At 40.9% G+C, this 17253-nt stretch carries 8 protein-coding genes; 2 read left to right on the top strand and 6 right to left on the bottom strand.

Translation table 11 applies throughout. The annotated features are described in order from the left end of the window. On the bottom strand, nt 1-849 hold the full coding sequence (locus AAC026_RS14135; RefSeq protein WP_339699208.1) for an MBL fold metallo-hydrolase: 849 nt from the start codon (nt 847-849) through the stop codon (nt 1-3). A 245-nt stretch (nt 850-1094) separates the two neighbouring features. Here AAC026_RS14135 and AAC026_RS14130 point away from each other — a divergent pair, with 245 nt between their 5' ends. After that, nucleotides 1095-1433: a hypothetical protein gene (locus AAC026_RS14130; RefSeq protein ID WP_339699205.1), complete on the top strand. Its 339-nt coding sequence runs from the start codon at nt 1095-1097 to the stop codon at nt 1431-1433. Nucleotides 1434-1475: 42 nt separating this feature from the next. On the opposite strand, the gene argE is transcribed toward AAC026_RS14130, so the two are convergent. The 3 genes from argE to AAC026_RS14115 all read right to left on the bottom strand — a co-directional run bounded on the left by argE (nt 1476) and on the right by AAC026_RS14115 (nt 7288). Beyond that, a complete protein-coding gene (gene argE / locus AAC026_RS14125) occupies nt 1476-2627 on the bottom strand; it encodes an acetylornithine deacetylase (RefSeq protein ID WP_339699202.1) in 1152 nt (383 codons plus the stop codon). 75 nt (nt 2628-2702) lie between these two features. Next, nucleotides 2703-4097, bottom strand: coding sequence for a hypothetical protein (locus AAC026_RS14120; RefSeq protein WP_339699199.1), 1395 nt, complete (start codon nt 4095-4097; stop codon nt 2703-2705). Between the two features lie 188 nt (nt 4098-4285). Then, nucleotides 4286-7288, bottom strand: a complete 3003-nt coding sequence (locus tag AAC026_RS14115; protein ID WP_339699196.1) for a glycosyl hydrolase — start codon at nt 7286-7288, stop codon at nt 4286-4288. Between the two features lie 273 nt (nt 7289-7561). Here AAC026_RS14115 and AAC026_RS14110 point away from each other — a divergent pair, with 273 nt between their 5' ends. After that, nucleotides 7562-8851 carry a hypothetical protein gene (locus tag AAC026_RS14110; RefSeq protein ID WP_339699193.1) on the top strand — a complete coding sequence of 430 codons (1290 nt, stop codon included), beginning with the start codon at nt 7562-7564 and terminating at the stop codon, nt 8849-8851. Nucleotides 8852-8885: 34 nt separating this feature from the next. Here AAC026_RS14110 and AAC026_RS14105 read toward each other — a convergent pair whose 3' ends face one another. Together AAC026_RS14105 and AAC026_RS14100 are read right to left on the bottom strand one after the other, a co-directional pair. Beyond that, nucleotides 8886-10433, bottom strand: coding sequence for a PorP/SprF family type IX secretion system membrane protein (locus tag AAC026_RS14105; protein WP_339699190.1), 1548 nt, complete (start codon nt 10431-10433; stop codon nt 8886-8888). 10 nt (nt 10434-10443) lie between these two features. Further along, nucleotides 10444-17046 (bottom strand): Ig-like domain-containing protein, encoded by a 6603-nt coding sequence (locus AAC026_RS14100; RefSeq protein ID WP_339699187.1) that lies wholly within the window; start codon nt 17044-17046, stop codon nt 10444-10446. Between the last annotated feature and the right edge of the window lie 207 nt (nt 17047-17253).

The following is a 17253-nucleotide window of genomic DNA, read 5'->3' as shown; positions in this document are numbered from 1 at the left end:
TTATAGTACTTCTGACAATGGGAAGGTACGGTCTAGCCTTACTCCTTTTTCTGTATTTTTGACTGTACAACATTCATTTACTGAGTCGTGTTCAAGAAAAAGAATGTATTCGTTGTCGGCTGCTTCTTTTAAAAACTTTTCTTTTTCAGAAAGTGTAAGTAACGGACGTGTATCGTAGCCCATCACATAAGGTAATGGAATATGGCCAGTAGATGGTAATAGATCTGCCATAAAAACAATGGTTTTGTCTTTATACTTGATTTTAGGAATCATCTGTTTGTCAGTATGACCATCGGCCAAGAAAATATCGAATTGAGAAAAAGGAGATTTTCCATTGAGAGGCACTTGATTTAAATGTCCGCTTTCTTGAATGGGTAGGATGTTTTCTTTTAGAAACGAAGCCTTCTCACGTGCATTAGGTTCGGTAGCCCATTTCCAATGATCAGCATTGCTCCAATATTTTGCATTTGGGAAATGTAGTTGCAGCTTATCTAGGTTGTCTCCCACATAGTCTACTCCACCACCGCAGTGGTCGAAGTGCAAATGGGTTTGAAACATATCGGTTATATCATTGGGCGAAAAGCCAGCTTTCTTCAACGAACCATCCAAACTGGCGTCTCCATGTAGATAGAAATGGCTGAAGAATTTTGCGTCTTGTTTGTTGCCAATGCCATTGTCAATCAAAATCAGTTGATTTCCATCTTCAATTAAAAGACAACGCATGGCCCAAGTGCACATATTGTTTTCATCGGCAGCATTGGTACGTGTCCAAAGTGATTTGGGTACTACGCCAAACATAGCACCACCATCGAGTTTAAAAAAGCCTGTATCTATTACATGTAATTTCATAAGCAATGGATTTCAATTCAGTCAGGTAATTCCTGAACTTGTTAATTACCGCAAGGTCGCTCAATTAGAATATTTGCCCAAATGATCGACCAATAGAATTATGTTCCTTGTAACTGCACAGTAGAACCGAGCTAACTCTTGATCAAATCAGTTCATCGACACAAATACTCTATTCACCTAAAAAGCCCCTGTAAAGGTTTTCTGAGTATTTACATTTGAATTATCAGAACATAAAAACGAAGGGCATGGAAAGGTTATTAATTATAGAAAGTAATGAAAAGGCTAAAACGGTTTTGGCAAATTATTTCTCCAAAAGATACCTTATTACCCTAGTAAGTACACCTACAGAGGCTTTGACTTGGTTGAAAACCGAAAGAGCATCCATGATTGTTTCTGCTAGTCAAGAAACTGATAGTTATGAATACAGTCAGCTGAATGCCATTAAAACATGGTGTTCATGGACAAATGTTATACTTCACACCTTAGAAGAAAAAGATAAATCTGAAGATGGCTTAAATGATAGAAACATAGGCACAAGAAGAGCGATTACTAAAACCTTAACCTCTTATTTAAGAGCTGTATAGCAACTTTATATTAAACTCAAAAGATTACATTGGTTTACAATTCTAACTCAATTTTTGAATCAGCTTACTCATAAACTCCATGCCTTGAACAAGTTGGTCTTTATGGATGAATTCGTTGGCACGATGGGCCTGAGCTATATCGCCTGGGCCACAGATTACGGCTTGAAAACCACCTTCTGCAAATTGTCCAGCCTCAGCAGCGTATGACACAGCATCCAATTTTGGGTTGCGAACCAAATCTTTAACCAAGTCCACAACCTCTTGATCATTAGCAGTATTTAAGCCCGGCACAGCAGGGTGCACATTACTGGTCGAGATTTTAAAATCAGGGTGAATTTTCCTTAACTCAGCTTCGCGTTCTCTACAATAGAGATCGAATTCAGCTTTGATTTCTTGTGGTGTTTCTGATGGAATGGTACGCACATCCCAACTAAATTTACATTCTTGGGCAATTACATTGGGTGCAATTCCGCCATTGACCATGCCTATATGAATTGAAGTATGATTAGGCGTAAATCGATCATCTGTTCTTCCTGCCTCAATCAATGAATTCATTTTATTTTCAAGCCAAAGGATTAAACGCATGGCTTCATGAATAGCACTTACCTCTTGCTTAATTCGGCTACTATGACCTTCTGAGCCGCTTACTGTGGTTTCAAAAATACAGATGCTTTTTTGTCCTGTTACAGGACGCATCATGGTAGGTTCTCCAATAATGGCGAATTTAGGTTTTACTTTGTAGTGGGTGTTAATGGCTTTCACCAAGTCGGGAGCACCTAAGCAACCAATTTCTTCATCGTATGAAAAGGCAAAGTAAATGGGCGTTTTCAAATCGGCCTTGAGCATGGCAGGTAAAGCAGCCAAACAACAAGCGACAAAGCCCTTCATATCGCATGAACCACGACTGTACAGTTTGCCATCTTGTTTGTCTGTCAATACCCAAGGATCGGTATCCCAAGCTTGGCCTTTTACGGGCACAACGTCCATATGTCCGGAAAGAATCACACCACCTTCTACTTCTGGACCAATACGACAATGAAGATTCGCTTTGGTTCCGTCTTCATTTGGCACACGGTGATGTTCTACCCCATGTTTATCGAGGTACTCTTCAATCCAACTTAAAATAGAAAGATTGCTTTCGCCCCCTAATACTGGGAATGAAACGAGTTTGGTTAGTATTTCTTCTACGGTCATAATTTGGTCATTGGTCAATAGTCATTGGTCATGGGTATGAGCTTCTCAATACCTAATACTCACTTACCCTATACCTTAAAAAGGCCCCCAATCAATGCTCACACTGAAGAGCAAAAATAGCCATGAAACGATCAGAATTACACCAACAACAGGCATAATAAATCGGAGCCAGCGGTCGAAGGAAATTCGGCACATGGCAAGCATAGCAATTAAACCACCCAGCGTTGGATTGAAAAGGTTGGTAACGCCATCGCCTATCTGAAAAGCCAGAATCGTGGTTTGACGGGTTAAGCCTAAAACATCCCCCAGCGGAATCATAATGGGTAATGTGGCCAAGGCTTGTCCGCTTCCCGAAGGAATTAAGAAATTGATGCCACACTGCGCCAAAGACATGGAGACAGCGGAGGCATAAGTGGGTAAGTCACGAAGGGTTTCAGCTAAATTGAAAGCGATGGTATCAGAGATATTGCCCATTTCCATGGCTACCTTAATGGAAGTCGCTAGCCCCACCATAAAAGCCCCGGGGGCAACTACGGCTACTGAAGATAAAACGGTCTCTCCTATTTCTGTTCCCGACATTCGCGCAGCAAGTGCCGCCACGATGGAGATAATAATGAACATGGCGCTGATTTCGGTAAGGTACCAACCATGGGTGAATACGCCATAAAGCATTACCACCAAACCACCAACAAAAATGATTAACATTAGCCAATCTTTGGCTGTCATTCCATAAGTATCTAATGGCTTTGAAAGCTGAAAGCCTTTCGTTTCTAACCCAATTGAAAGACTCTTTTCTGGGTTCTTTAATATTTTTCTGAAGTAACTAACATTGACATAGGCCAAAGCGCTAAGCGCTACAAAACAAAGCACGGAACGTAAGAGCCACCCCGAAAACATAGGCATTTCGGCCAAAGTATGTCCTGTACCAACGGTGTACGGATTAACGGGCGATAGCCCGAAACCAACAGTGACACCTCCTACGGCAATTCCTGCCGCCAACATTAAATCTCCACCTAATGCCAAACTGGCAATGGCCGCAATCGGAATCATGGCGATGTTATTTTCATAACCGACAAAAACACCAAGTGCTCCAAAAAGGTAAGTCATAATTACGACCAGCAGCATTCTTCTTTCGAAGCCCATTTTCTTAACGAAAGTACCGACAGCGTTTTCAATCATTCCAGTTTTTTCTAAAACCCCAAACATGATACCGCTGGAAAGCACTACAAAAATGATAAGAATGGCAGAGGAGAAACCGCCTGGAATGGCCCTAAACATATCTAGAAAAGACAAAGGTGTTGGGTCGATTTGATGGTATGAGCCCGGCTCCACCATTTGGCGACCATCTACTTCTATTCTATCGTAAGCTCCGGCTGGAATAAAGTGGCTTAACAAAGTAATGAGTACCAGAATACCGAAGAGCATCACAACTGGATGCGGAATACTCGAATACCATTTCTTCTTTTCCATAGGTTATTTTGGTAGAAGCTAACTTAAAACTATTAATTCACCATAGCGGTGCTATGCCTCTTCAATATAAGCAACTCTTTATTTGCGCTTTATCTCTTCATTACGAAACCTAATACATAAATCAGGTTAAAAAAAAGAACCCTCCAAAAATTCGAAGCTTTTGGAGGGTTCACTTAAAAGGTTGGTGTTTATTTCAATTCTTCTAAAGCTTTTTTAATTGCGTTGTACTCAGCTCTAAGTTCTTCTAAACGCTCGTAAACATCTTGTCCTGGTGCTTGGTCAGCTCTGCTCAACATACCATTTAAATAGCCTAATTGGCTTTGGAGCATTCCTTGCATGTAAGTTCCCGGAGGAGTCACAATTCTATAGTATAAACCATCCAAAGCATCTTTCTTCTTCTGATCTTTTTTACTGATTCTTTCTTTGTTTAATGAGTTGTCCAAAGCCTTTCTAGCTTCTGTTACACTGATCAATAAACGATCTACATCGGTAGAGAAATCTTGAAGCAATAAAGCTACTCTTTCTTGCTCTTTCACATCGGCATCGGTCACCAAAGTGGCTCTAGGGTCTAAGCTCAAAGTAAACTTCTCAGTAGACACTTTATCTCCGACCTTCAACTTCACAGTAAACTCTCCTGTCGATACCATTGGACCAAAACCTTGATATGACCTTCTAGGGTTAGCATCCCAACCACCTGCACTACGCATGTTCCAAGAAAAACGATTCAGACCTTTGTCTTTGCTTAAACCAGAAGAAGGTGGCGGCATAGAGAAGCCTGTAGCCATATCTACTTCAAGATTTTCAACTGGTGCAGGTTTTCCACTAGTAAATGATTTTACAATTCTACCTTCTTCATTAATAATGTCCAATTGAACTTCTTCATTGGTATCGTTCAAATAATAATCAATAGCTACTGCTGAATTTGGATATTCTGGAACACCTCTTCCACCACGATATCTGAAACGGTAGGTATCTTTTGGTTTGAATAGGAATGCATCAGCGTTAACGGCTGCCTCCATATTGTAAAGGCTTGTGATATTATCTAGAATCCAGAAGCCTCTGCCCATGGTAGACATGGCGATGTCGTTCTTGTAAATCTTAAGGTCTGTAATTGGTGTTACAGGAAGGTTGTTTTGGAATGTCACCCAATCCTTACCATCGTTCATAGACATAAACAAACCGAACTCTGTACCTGCGAAAAGAAGGCCTTCTTTGGCTGGATCTTCTCTTACTACCCTTACTGGGTAATCATTAGGAATTCCTTTTGTAATCAGCTCCCAAGTTTTACCATAATCCTCTGTTTTATAGATATATGGTCTATAATCATCTAATTGATAGCGTAATACGGTAACATATGCTTTGGCCGGATTATGTGGTGAAGGTTCTACTGAATCAACACGACCATCCTTAGGCATGTTTGGTGTTACGTTCGTCCAAGTTGTACCGCCATCGCGAGTTACATGTACTGGACCATCATTGGCTCCAACCCAAATTAATCCTGGTTGAATTCTTGATTCTTGAATGGCATAAATGGTACTGAAATACTCCTCACCAGTAACATCTCTCGTAATTGGTCTACCTGCAGAAACTTGCTTAGTTGGGTCGAAGGCCGTTAAATCCGGAGAAATGATTTCCCAAGTTTTACCGTTATCTGATGTTCTGTGTAAGTACTGAGAACCGTGGTATACTACATCTGGGTTATGTGGTGAAACCGAAATTGGTGCTACACGTTGGAACCTGAATTTCAATTTATCGCCATCATGACCATAGATATTCATAGCTCCTACACTATACTGCATTTCTTGGCCGGTGCGCTTATCATACACTCCAAAGTTTCCTTTACAGTTTGAATACACTATATCTGGATTACCTGGCTTTGGTACTGCCGGACCAGTTTCGCAACCTCCTAAGTTAAAGATTGGAAAATCGTTTGAGCCAGTTGGCAAACTAGGTACAGCCAAAGTAGAGTTGTCTTGCTGCCCTGCATATAACCAATATGGTTCTTGATCATCAATATCTACTTGGTAAAGCTCTGCAGTTGGTTGGTTCAATTGTGTTGACCAAGTTTTACCATTGTTGATGGTTACGTTTGCACCACCGTCATTTCCTTGTACCCAAATTGAAGTATCGTTAGGGTTAATCCAAATGTCATGGTTGTCGCTATGTGGAGTAGAAACGCCTCTCCATGTTTTACCGCCATCGGTTGATTTAATAAAGCGCAATGCACTATTGTATAGCACATCAGCATTTTTTGGATTAGCATAAATGTTTGTGTAGTAGAATGGTCGGTTAGTAAGATTTGAATTGTCGCTTACAAACTCCCATGATGCTCCACGGTCATTCGACTTATAAAGCCCACCTTTGTCATCACCTGCTTCAATGTTTGCATATACCCTATTTGGATTTGCAGGTGAAACAGCAAAATCGATTTTACCGATAAGGCCATTTGGAAGACCATTGGTTAGCTTCTTCCAAGTTTCACCGCCATCGGTTGACTTGTACACTCCACCTTCCATTGAGCCCGAAATGATATCCCAAGGCTTTCTTTCAGCACGCCAAGCACCTGCATAAATAGTATTTGGATCGTCTGGAGCAAACTCTAAATCAGAGAAACCAACACTATCTGAATGATAAAGTATTTTGTCCCAGTTCTTTCCTCCATCTTTTGTTCTGTAAACACCACGCTCAGTATTTCTTCCAAAAGCATTACCAATTGCCGCAACAAACACAACATCAGGGTTATTTGGGTGAATTTCTACTGCGCCAATTTGACCAGTTTCTTTCAATCCTATAAACTCCCAAGTTTTACCCGCATTGGTCGATTTGTACATTCCTTTACCGGTAATAACGTTCGATCTAAGACCGTCAGAGCCAGTTCCTACATAAATAATGTCTGGTTTCTTTTGGTACACTGAAATAGCACCAATTGAAGGGGTTGAAAAATATCCGTCTGAAATGTTCTCCCATGAATTTCCATAATCATCGGTTTTCCAAACGCCTCCACCAGTAGCTCCCATATAGAAAGTAGAGGGTTGTGATTCCACTCCCATAACGGCTGTAACACGGCCACCACGGTTTGGACCTACATTTCTAAATTGAAAAGCATCGAGTTGAGGATTATCCTGCGCTTGGCCGAAATTAAAAATCAGCAGACAAAGCGCGGAAAGGGTTAGTAGTCTAGTTTTTCGCATATCCTATATCTTGAATTGGGAAGATAATAAACTAAGGTTTAGAACCCTTCAAAAATAGGTTGACTGGTCATATGGTTATAGATATGACAACCATAAAGCGATTTTGGCCTGTTAGGAAGGACATGATTTATGCCACGAAATAGAAATCACATTTACTAGCACTGATAGTAAGATATTCAATTTTCATAAACAGAGAACGTAAAAGCATTAAATACGACTTATTTGAATTTCATAATCCAATTACTACCTTTATTAGGTACAATTGGTTAAAATATGAAAGCTCGTACTATTCTCTACTCTGTTCTTTTAGTTTTCTGTTTGCAACCCGAACTTTGGTCTCAACAAGATTTTTCAGTTGGTTTCAATAAAGACTCTATTACGGTAAACAGATCTGACAAACCGACTATTTTCAATATTGATTTAGATGTAAGTTTGCTGCCTGCTGATAGCTTGTATGAAAGTTTGGCTCTTGAGTACAATAGGGATTTAAGTACATTTCTTTACTCTGACTTTAAGCTTAGCCAACAGACTTTCGGCAAGAACCAACTAAAAAATCTGAATGGTGGTTTGTTAAGGGTTTATGTTGAACTTAAGGGCGACTCTACCATAGATAGGACAAGAGCAATCTTTTTGAAGCTCAATTTGATTGACAGTACTGGTACAGCCGTTAATGGGGATAATATTGCGAGCAACAAACAAATAACCATTGTTATTAAACCCTATTCTGTACCTAACAATGGTGGTGATTTTGATCACTTGGCTTATTTAGGCACTAACTTCGATTTAGCAGAAGGTAAAATTCAATCGAAAAATTTATTCTTTGCTTCAAACGTGTTGAAGCTTCCCAATACACCCGACAATAAAGTTGGTTTCTATTTAAGCTTGTATGGGAATAGAGCCATGACACAAATAGATAGCACAAGAAGGGTAAGTTTTCTTCAAAACTCTCGACTTACCGATTCTACCTATCGACAGGTTCGCATTAGTAATGATGCAATTGTTGAAAGAACTAGTGATAATTTGGGGTCATATATTAGTCCTTTGATTCGATTAAAAATGTTTCACAAATCGAACAACCCAAAAAGTAAATTTGCTTTTTACTATGCTCCATCTTTAGAGTTTGTTTGGAGAAGAACCAATGAACTAATTACCTACAAAGAGATTTCAAGAGATACTTCAATAGTGATGGGGTCGGCTCCTCCATTCTCTACGGGTACGCCTAGTTTAACCAGAAATTACAATGAGTACGCATTTAACGCTGGATTGATAGGTCTATTCATGATCCTTGAAAATAAAGACCTTAGTGTTCGAGTTCATGGATCCGTAGGTTACACATCTATATATTCAGGAGTAGACAACAGTGGTAATGCTCGATTTACAAAACTTCAAGACATTTTTTTCTCAGGTAGGGCTTGGATTACTGAAGCTAGCACAGGCCTTACATTACAGGCGGAGGTAAACAATGCATGGAAAAACCCGAGGCCATTTTTCGTTGCAACTATATCCAAGGCCTTTAGTTTTAAAGACCTTGGGGGAATATTCAAGCCCATTACTTCTAGGTAGTATAGCCTATCTAGCTTTAGGCTAGTTTAACTATCTATCTATCCCTCTTAACATTAAGTATGTGCACCCAACTATCTAAGAATTGATTCTTAGCCTTTAAATCCAACATAGCTTTAACTGCAGCTTCTAAATTGCTGAATGTTTGAATGTAAACATAGTCGTAGCCTCTTTCTGAGTTTCTAAAAACTCCCGCTTTAGGGTACTTGTTTTTCAGCTCATTTAAGTATTGATCTTTCCATTTACTGTTTGGCAAATAACTGGCTACTACTAAGATATAATTGTTTGTAAGTTCATCTGAATCCTTCGCTGCTTCATCTGATAAACGCTTCTCTTCCAGCAATCTTGCCGCTTCGGCTTTTTCGCGATCAATTCGACCTTGTTCCCTTTCGGCCTCTTCAATACGTTTAGCTTCCAAAGCGGCCTCTTTTTGCTTTGCAGCTCTTGCATTTGCTTCTGCCTGCATTCGGGCAAGTCCAGTGTTTTCAATGTTTTTCAGAATAGCATCGAAGGCCTCTATTCCTTTTTCTCTTCTCTCCTTCTTTCTACCTGTTTCATTAGCTGAGAGATACTCTATCACAATTTCTTGGTCTTCGGGACTGATTAGTTTTCGATCATAAATCTCTTCCTTCCTTAACCTTTCAATAATGGCTTCTCCTTTTCTTTCAATTACTGAATCACTATCGTGCTTTTGTTTGAATGAAAAATGTAAGCCTATTTCGTTAAATCCATCAGAAACAAAAGGAACATCACTTTTACCAAAGTCATAATTATAGGTGAAAAGAATATTAGGCTTTACTTTAACACCTAAACCTGCTGTAGCTCCATAATCCTGACGATATCCTGCAGTAACATGAAACTTTTCCTTTACATCAAGCTTCCCCATAAAATCTAAGGTGTTTCCTGTAATGTCTTGGTATCGCCAAGTCGCATTAGGTGTAAATATCACTTGATGAAGCGCATCTATTGTAAATGAATAGCCTAATCCTACAATGTAATCTGATAAGTCATTATCGCTTAGTTCCGCAAATGCATTGTTTTTAATACTCTCGCTTAAGGCTTTGGGCATAGCCATATGGGCTACTAGCGATTTATATTGATATGATAATGACAAACCAAGGTTAACACTGCTTCCATTATTGCCTAAAAGGCTCTGGATCAATTCATCATTGAGGCTTTCTATACTCAGCTTCGATTCATTTAAAGAATGGAGAGCTATGCCCAGTTCCGTTCCGATGGAAAATTGGTGTTTGTTTAGTTTAAAACTATAGGCCAGCCCCCCACCCACGTTTGTTTGACGAAGTATTCCTGTTTCAAAGCTATTTACATTAATATCAAAACCCATTTTTTTAGCAAATGGCTGTGCATAACTGAGTACAAAGTTTTGAGGAGCACCGTCAAGCCCCGCCCATTGCCCACGGTAGATCAGGCTTAGCTGTGGGGCTTTTTGAAGTGCACTAGCCGATGAATAAATCAGGGCTGGTTGAGTGTAATACTGATTAAACAATGGCACTTGTTGCCCGTAAGCAGTGCTACCGATTACAAGTAAAAGCCAAACAAAGAAGGATTTCAAAGAGAATTTCATGATGTCTTATCTACTTGGTGAGAATTAACAATGTACCTCTCACAATGGCTTGTCCATTGGATATATTGATTTCATAATAGTAAGTACCGCTAGGAAGAACACTGCCTTCGAACTTACCTGCCCAATCGTTCTGATAGTCTTTGGCACTGAACACCATTTTCCCACTTTGGGTAAATACTTTGACTTCATTGACTGGGTTATCTTTGATGTCTTCGATGACCCAAAAGTCATTCATACCATCGTTATTAGGTGTAAAGAAATTCTTTACTCGTGCATCTGGGGCATCTTTGGTGAAATCCCGAAGATCTTCATTCACGACATTGTTTACACCTATCTCGAGAGCTTTCTCAAATGATAAACCTCCCGAGTCTGTTACTTTCACTCTAATAGAAAGCAACTCATGTTCTTCAAAATTTATGGCTTGATTTGTATGCAGTTGGCCATTGGAAATAGCAAAGAAATTATTGTTGGCAGATCCATTTCCTGTTATCAGTTCATAAGCGAAAGTATCTCCATTGTCTTGATCGGTTGTTGCAAAAACACCCACGAGCACACTAGGTTCGTCTGTTTCGTCTATCAGGGTATTGCTTAGGGCAATATCGGTAGGCTGCTCGTTTACATCGTTGATCGAAATAGCAAAGGTCTTCTCAAACAATCCGCCTTTTCCATCGTCAGTCTTAACCCGAATTTTATAGCTCGACTTTGTTTCATAATTAAAAGTGGTGGCTGCCCGAAGTTTATCAAATGTTATACTGAATTGATCATTATTCTCTGACCCAGTTCCTGCCACAAGACTATAGGAATGAGTATCTCCAAGGTCAGCATCAGTTGTTGCCAATAGCCCTATTTCTGCGGCAAGGGCATTGTTTTCATCAATTTTTATCTCTGATAATGAAATGTCCATGGGCAGGCTATTGAATGAGATATTCATAGTGGTTTCAAGCGTATTGGTATTCCCTGCTAAATCTTGGAGTGAGTTGACGGGTAACTTTAAAGACACATCTTCATTTGTAATTGCCTTCAGACTTACCTCATAATTACTGGCATCCACAACTGAAAAGCTGATAACCGACAGATTGTCAAGAATAAAGTCATTAGAAGCAAAGCCTGCTACTGGTTCACTAAAGCTAAACGTAACTGTAAATGGGTCGAATGTATTTAGCTCGGTTGGCACTCCTTGTACTATTACAGTCGGGGCTGTAAAGTCTGCTCTAATACTAAACTGCGTGGCAGCTGTATTTCCATTGGTTGCGGCATCTTGGGCTGAATTTGCGGCAACATCAACTGTCACTGCGCCATCAGTAGTTGGGGTAATCAATGCCGTGTAAACTGTTGCGCTTGTGGAAGCAAAGTTACTTGCTGCACCATTTCCAACTGTGATATCGCCCAATGTAAAACCTGTAACCGCTTCACTAAAAGTAAAAGTGGTCAAGAATGCTCCATCACTCGGGTCGGCTGCCATGCTAGATATAACCACCGTTGGTTCAGTCAAATCAGCAATAATGCTAAACTGAGTGGCAGCGACATTTCCATTGGTTGCGGCATCCTGAGCAACATTCGCTGTTACATCAACCGTTACTGCACCATCCGTGGTTGGGGTAATTAAAGCAGTATAAACACTCGTGCTTGTAGAAGCAAAGTTACTTGCTACACCATTTCCAACCACAATATCTCCTGTTGCAAAACCGGTTACAGCTTCACTAAAAGTAAAAGTAGTCGTGAATGCACCATTGATTGGATTAGCCGCGGTGCTTGTGATTGCCACCGTTGGATTAGTCAAATCAGCAATAATGCTAAATTGAGTGGCTGCTGTATTTCCGTTGGTTGCGGCATCTTGGGCTACATTCGCGGCAACATCCACCGTTACAGCACCATCTGCGGTTGGTGTGATTAGAGCGGTATAGACCGTTGCGCTGGTTGAAGTGAAATTACTTGCTGTCCCATTTCCAACAGTAATATCTCCCACTGCAAAACCTGTAACTGCTTCACTAAAAGTAAATGTCGTTGTAAAGGCTCCATTGATCGGGTCGGCTGCTGTACTTGTAACTGTTACTGTCGGTGAAGTTAAATCTGCAGTAATACTGAACTGAGTAGCTGCTGTATTTCCGTTAGTAGCGGCATCTTGTGCCACATTCGCAGCAACATCTACCGTCACTGCACCATCGGTAGTTGGAGTAATCAATACAGTGTAAACAGATGTACTAGTGGCTGTAAAATTCGAAGCCAAAGCATTATTCAAAGTAATATCTCCCACTACAAAACCGGTAACGGCTTCATTGAAGGTAAATGTCGTTGTAAAAGCTCCATTGATCGGGTCAGCTGCGGTGCTCGTAATATTCACAGTTGGATTGGTCAGATCAGCAGTTATGCTAAACTGAGTGGCTGCGGTGTTTCCATTGGTTGCTGCGTCTTGAGCCACATTCGCGGCAACATCAACCGTCACTGCACCATCTGTAGTTGGGGTAATTAAAGCAGTGTAAACCGTTGCGCTGGTTGAAGTAAAATTGCTTGCAGCTCCATTCCCTGCTGTAATATCCCCTACTGTAAAACCTGTTACTGCTTCGCTAAAAGTGAAGGTAGCCGTAAACGCTCCGTTGACAGGGTCAGCTACGGTGCTAGATATAAGTACTGTTGGATTGGTCAGATCAGCAATAATACTGAACTGAGTGGCAGCGGCATTTCCGTTGGTTGCTGCATCTTGGGCTGCATTCGCGGCAACATCAACCTTTACAGCACCATCAGTAGTTGGGGTAATCAATGCCGTGTAAACCGATGCACTGGTTGAAGTGAAGTTAGTTGTTGTGCCATTTGCAACTGTAATATCACCAATTGCAAAGCCTGTAACTGCTTCACTAAAAGTGAAGGTAGCCGTAAACGCTCCATTGATAGGGTCGGCTGCGGTGCTAGAAATAAGTACCGTTGGATTGGTCAGATCAGCAGTAATACTAAACTGAGTGGCAGCGACATTTCCATTGGTCGCTGCGTCTTGGGCCACATTTGCTGCAACATTCACTGTAACTACACCATCTACGGTTGGTGTGATTAGAGCGGTATAGACCGTTGCGCTGGTTGAAGTGAAATTACTTGCTGTCCCATTTCCAACAGTAATATCTCCCACCGCAAAACCTGTAACTGCTTCACTAAAAGTTACAGTGGTCAAGAATGCTCCATTGATCGGATTGGCTGCCGTGCTAGATATAACCACCGTTGGTTCAGTCAAGTCTGCGGTAATACTAAACTGAGTGGCTGCTGTATTTCCGTTGGTTGCTGCATCTTGGGCTACATTCGTGGTGACATCTACCGTCACTGCACCATCGATAGTTGGCGTAATTAGAGCCGTATAAACTGTTGTACTGGTAGAGGCAAAGTTACTTGCTGTACCATTGGCTACCGTAATATCTCCTATCGCGAAACCAGTCACGGCTTCACTAAAAGTAAAAATAGTTGTAAACGCTCCGTTGATAGGGTCAGCTGCAGTGCTGGTAATGATAACCGTTGGTGAAGTCAAATCAGCAGTAATGCTAAACTGAGTGGCTACTGTATTTCCGTTGGTCGCTGCGTCTTGGACTACATTCGCAGCTACATCAATCGTTACAGCACCATCAGTTGTGGGAGTAATTAGTGCAGTATAAACCGTTGAACTGATGGCACTGAAGTTAGAAGCTGTCGCATTTCCTAAAGTAATATCTCCTATTGCAAAACCAGTTACTGCTTCACTAAAAGTAAAAGTAGTCGTAAAGGCTCCGTTTGTTGGATCTGCCACCGTACTTGAAATGGTGACGGTTGGAACAGTCAAGTCAGCAGTAATACTAAACTGAGTGGCGGAGGTATTTCCATTGGTTGCTGCGTCTTGGGCCACATTCGCTGCAACATCCACTGTGACAGCGCCATCAGTTGTTGGAGTGATAAGAGCTGTATAAACAGAAGCACTTGTTGCATTGAAAGCACTTGCGGTGCCGTTGCTTACATTGATATCACCAACGGTAAACCCAGTCACATCTTCGCTGAAAGTAATAGTTATACCAAAACCATTTGTCGGTGCAGTGGCTAGGCTACTCAATGAAACTGTTGGAGCCACTGGACTTGAAATTACGGTAGTATTGGCGTCTGTGTCATTTCGTTCACCATCACTCAGTTGAATAGTAAAAGTTGTTTTCTCAGTACTTGCTGAGGCAACCCTATTATCCGTTGGGTTAAATACCAAAGCTCTTAAACTGGCCTGTAAACTGGCAGCATCAGTACTTGCTAAGGTATATGGCCCCGAACCCGTAAGGCCTGTTCCTGACAAGACTCCTTTGGCATTGTCGTCTAAGGTTATGGTGGCTGAAACATTGTCTCCATTAGGGTCGGCTACTGTAATTGCAGAAAATGGACTAATTGTAGCATTGTCGTTTACCGCCTGATTAGCAACAGCACCAGTAATTACAGGGGCAGCTAGGGAGTATTCGTTGATATCTTTTCCTTCAAAACCTAGTACAAACATTTTGGTACCATCAGAATTGAAAGTAACTGAATTAGGTTGACCATCTTGTGAAGCTACAGAAAAACGTGCTGCATTACCTGCAAAAGTAGCAGTAAACAAATCAAAAGCAGTAGTTAGTGTGTATTGGTTAATATCATCACCAGAGGAACCCATCAATAACAAATTGAAGCCGTTGTTCACAAATACAATGTACTGAGGAAACAATTCTTGCGTTCCTACGAGCAACCTTTTGCTGTAAGTAGCAGAAGAAACATCAAAGGCCTCTGAAAGTATATACTCATTCACTGCATCATTATCGCTACCAGCCACATACATTTTAGTGCCATCATGATTGAATGTGAGCGATGTTGGATAGGTTTCTTGAGCTGCAACTGAAAAACGTTGTGCGTTTCCGGCAAAAACTGCCGTAGAAATGTCAAAAGCAGTGGAAAGGTTATATTCGTTAACATCGTCACCAATTGTTCCAATTACAAACATTTTGGTGCCATCATTATTGAAAGCAAAAGAGCGTGGATTAGTTTCTTCTAGAGCCACTGAAAATCGCTCGGCATCCCCAGCATAAACTGATGAGGTAACATCATAAGCAACAGACAGATTGTATTCATTAATATCATCACCACTACCCCCCATTACGTACAACTTTGTGCCATCCAGATTAAAAGCAATGGATCTGGGCTCACTCTCTTGCGCAGCCACTGAAAATCGGTCTTCATTACCTTCAAAGATTGCTTTGGATATATCAAAAGCACCTGATATAGTATTTACATAATTCGTTTTTGTGAGTGTTCTGGAGCAACCGTCAAGATCAGTGACTGTCAGGCTTACATCGAAAGTACCAGATGTAGTATAAGTATGTGTCGGGTTTTGTAAGTTAGAAGTTGAACCATCTCCGAAGTTCCAGCTCCAATTAACAATAGGAGAAGTTGAAGTTGATTGGTTTTGAAAAGTTATTGCTCCTGGGCCACCCAATATTGTGGTGCCAGTCGTACTAAATTTAACCTCAGGGCCAATGACCTGAACGTAATTAACTCTGGTTTTTTCATTAGTACAGCCCTTGGAGTCTGTAATCCTCAGTTTTACATTGTAGAGCCCTGGTTTATCGTAAACATGTGAAGGGTTTTGAGCTGTTGAAGTACTTCCATCGCCAAAATCCCAAGCCCAACCTACAATGGTATTAGTACCTGAAATAGATGAAGCATCAGTGAAATTTACGGTAAGAGGGCCACAACCAAATTTAGGGGGTGCTGGAAAATCCGCAATAGGCGCTGAAATGGAAACTGTTTGCGTTTCAGAAACTGGACAGCTACCCGCAATAGAATACCGAATGGTATATGTTCCGCCTGTACTTGTCGACAAATCAATTCTACCAGTAGAGCTATTGATAGAAAGCCCAGCAGGGGAACTGGTAAATGTACCGCCTGCATCTCCCGAAATTGTAGGTGTAGGATCGGAAAGGCTGGAACAATAACTACTGCTCCCGTAGCTAAAAGAAGCATCTTTATAAACTCCAAGTTTAGGAAGTACCTTCAGGTCCACATCACTACTGTAAGTATTTAGTAATTTTTCATTTCCAAACTTGGTTGTGGTAATACTATTAGAACCGTCTCCATTCCCCTGTCCCTTAGCATTACTTTGAACCACCAATTGATCACTAGCATCTCCAGGATGCATCACCACTCCCACATAAAACCTGCTCGTAGTAGGAACAGGAAGTGAGGATAATTCTACCCATATCTCCTTAAAAGCGTGAGTTACTCCTAAAGCGGTTGGAGAAAGTCCTGTAACTCCACCTACCGCAGTTCCAGGTTTTCCTGCATTGTCATTATAAACAATCACGTCAATCCTAAGATTATCATTAGCATCAGAAAGAAAGCCCAAACCCAATGTAACTGCACCTACTGGGGTTGTACCCGGAGTGGGACTGGTAAACCCTTCAAATATTGTTTTTGAGTCTGTTGGGTTATTTGAGTTGGCCGGATCTGGTATACCTGTAAGTCTTCCACCTGAGTAGTTAAAGACTGTTGTTTGTGGAGATGGGTTAAGCCACTCACTAGAAAGTACATCACATTCTTGGGCAGAAATGTGCACTACCGAAAAAAGCATTAAAGTAAAGATTAACAGTCTCTTCATGCCTCTACCGCTTTAAGAAAATAGACTGTTAAATACCGTACTATGGCACAAAATATAGATTTAGTTGATAGAGCTTCCATGATCAGTTGAGTTAGAACAAAACTAAACCTCAAAGAGACATCAGAACATACGTAGCGATACGTATTTTGCGGAGCTGAAACTCTATATATGATTTTACTATGGAGTTCTTAAAATGAAAAGGACCTG

This window comes from uncultured Roseivirga sp., from assembly GCF_963973945.1.
GTDB lineage: Bacteria > Bacteroidota > Bacteroidia > Cytophagales > Cyclobacteriaceae > Roseivirga.
Note: the sequence above shows the minus strand (reverse complement) of the source record. Positions and strands in the feature narration are given on the sequence as shown.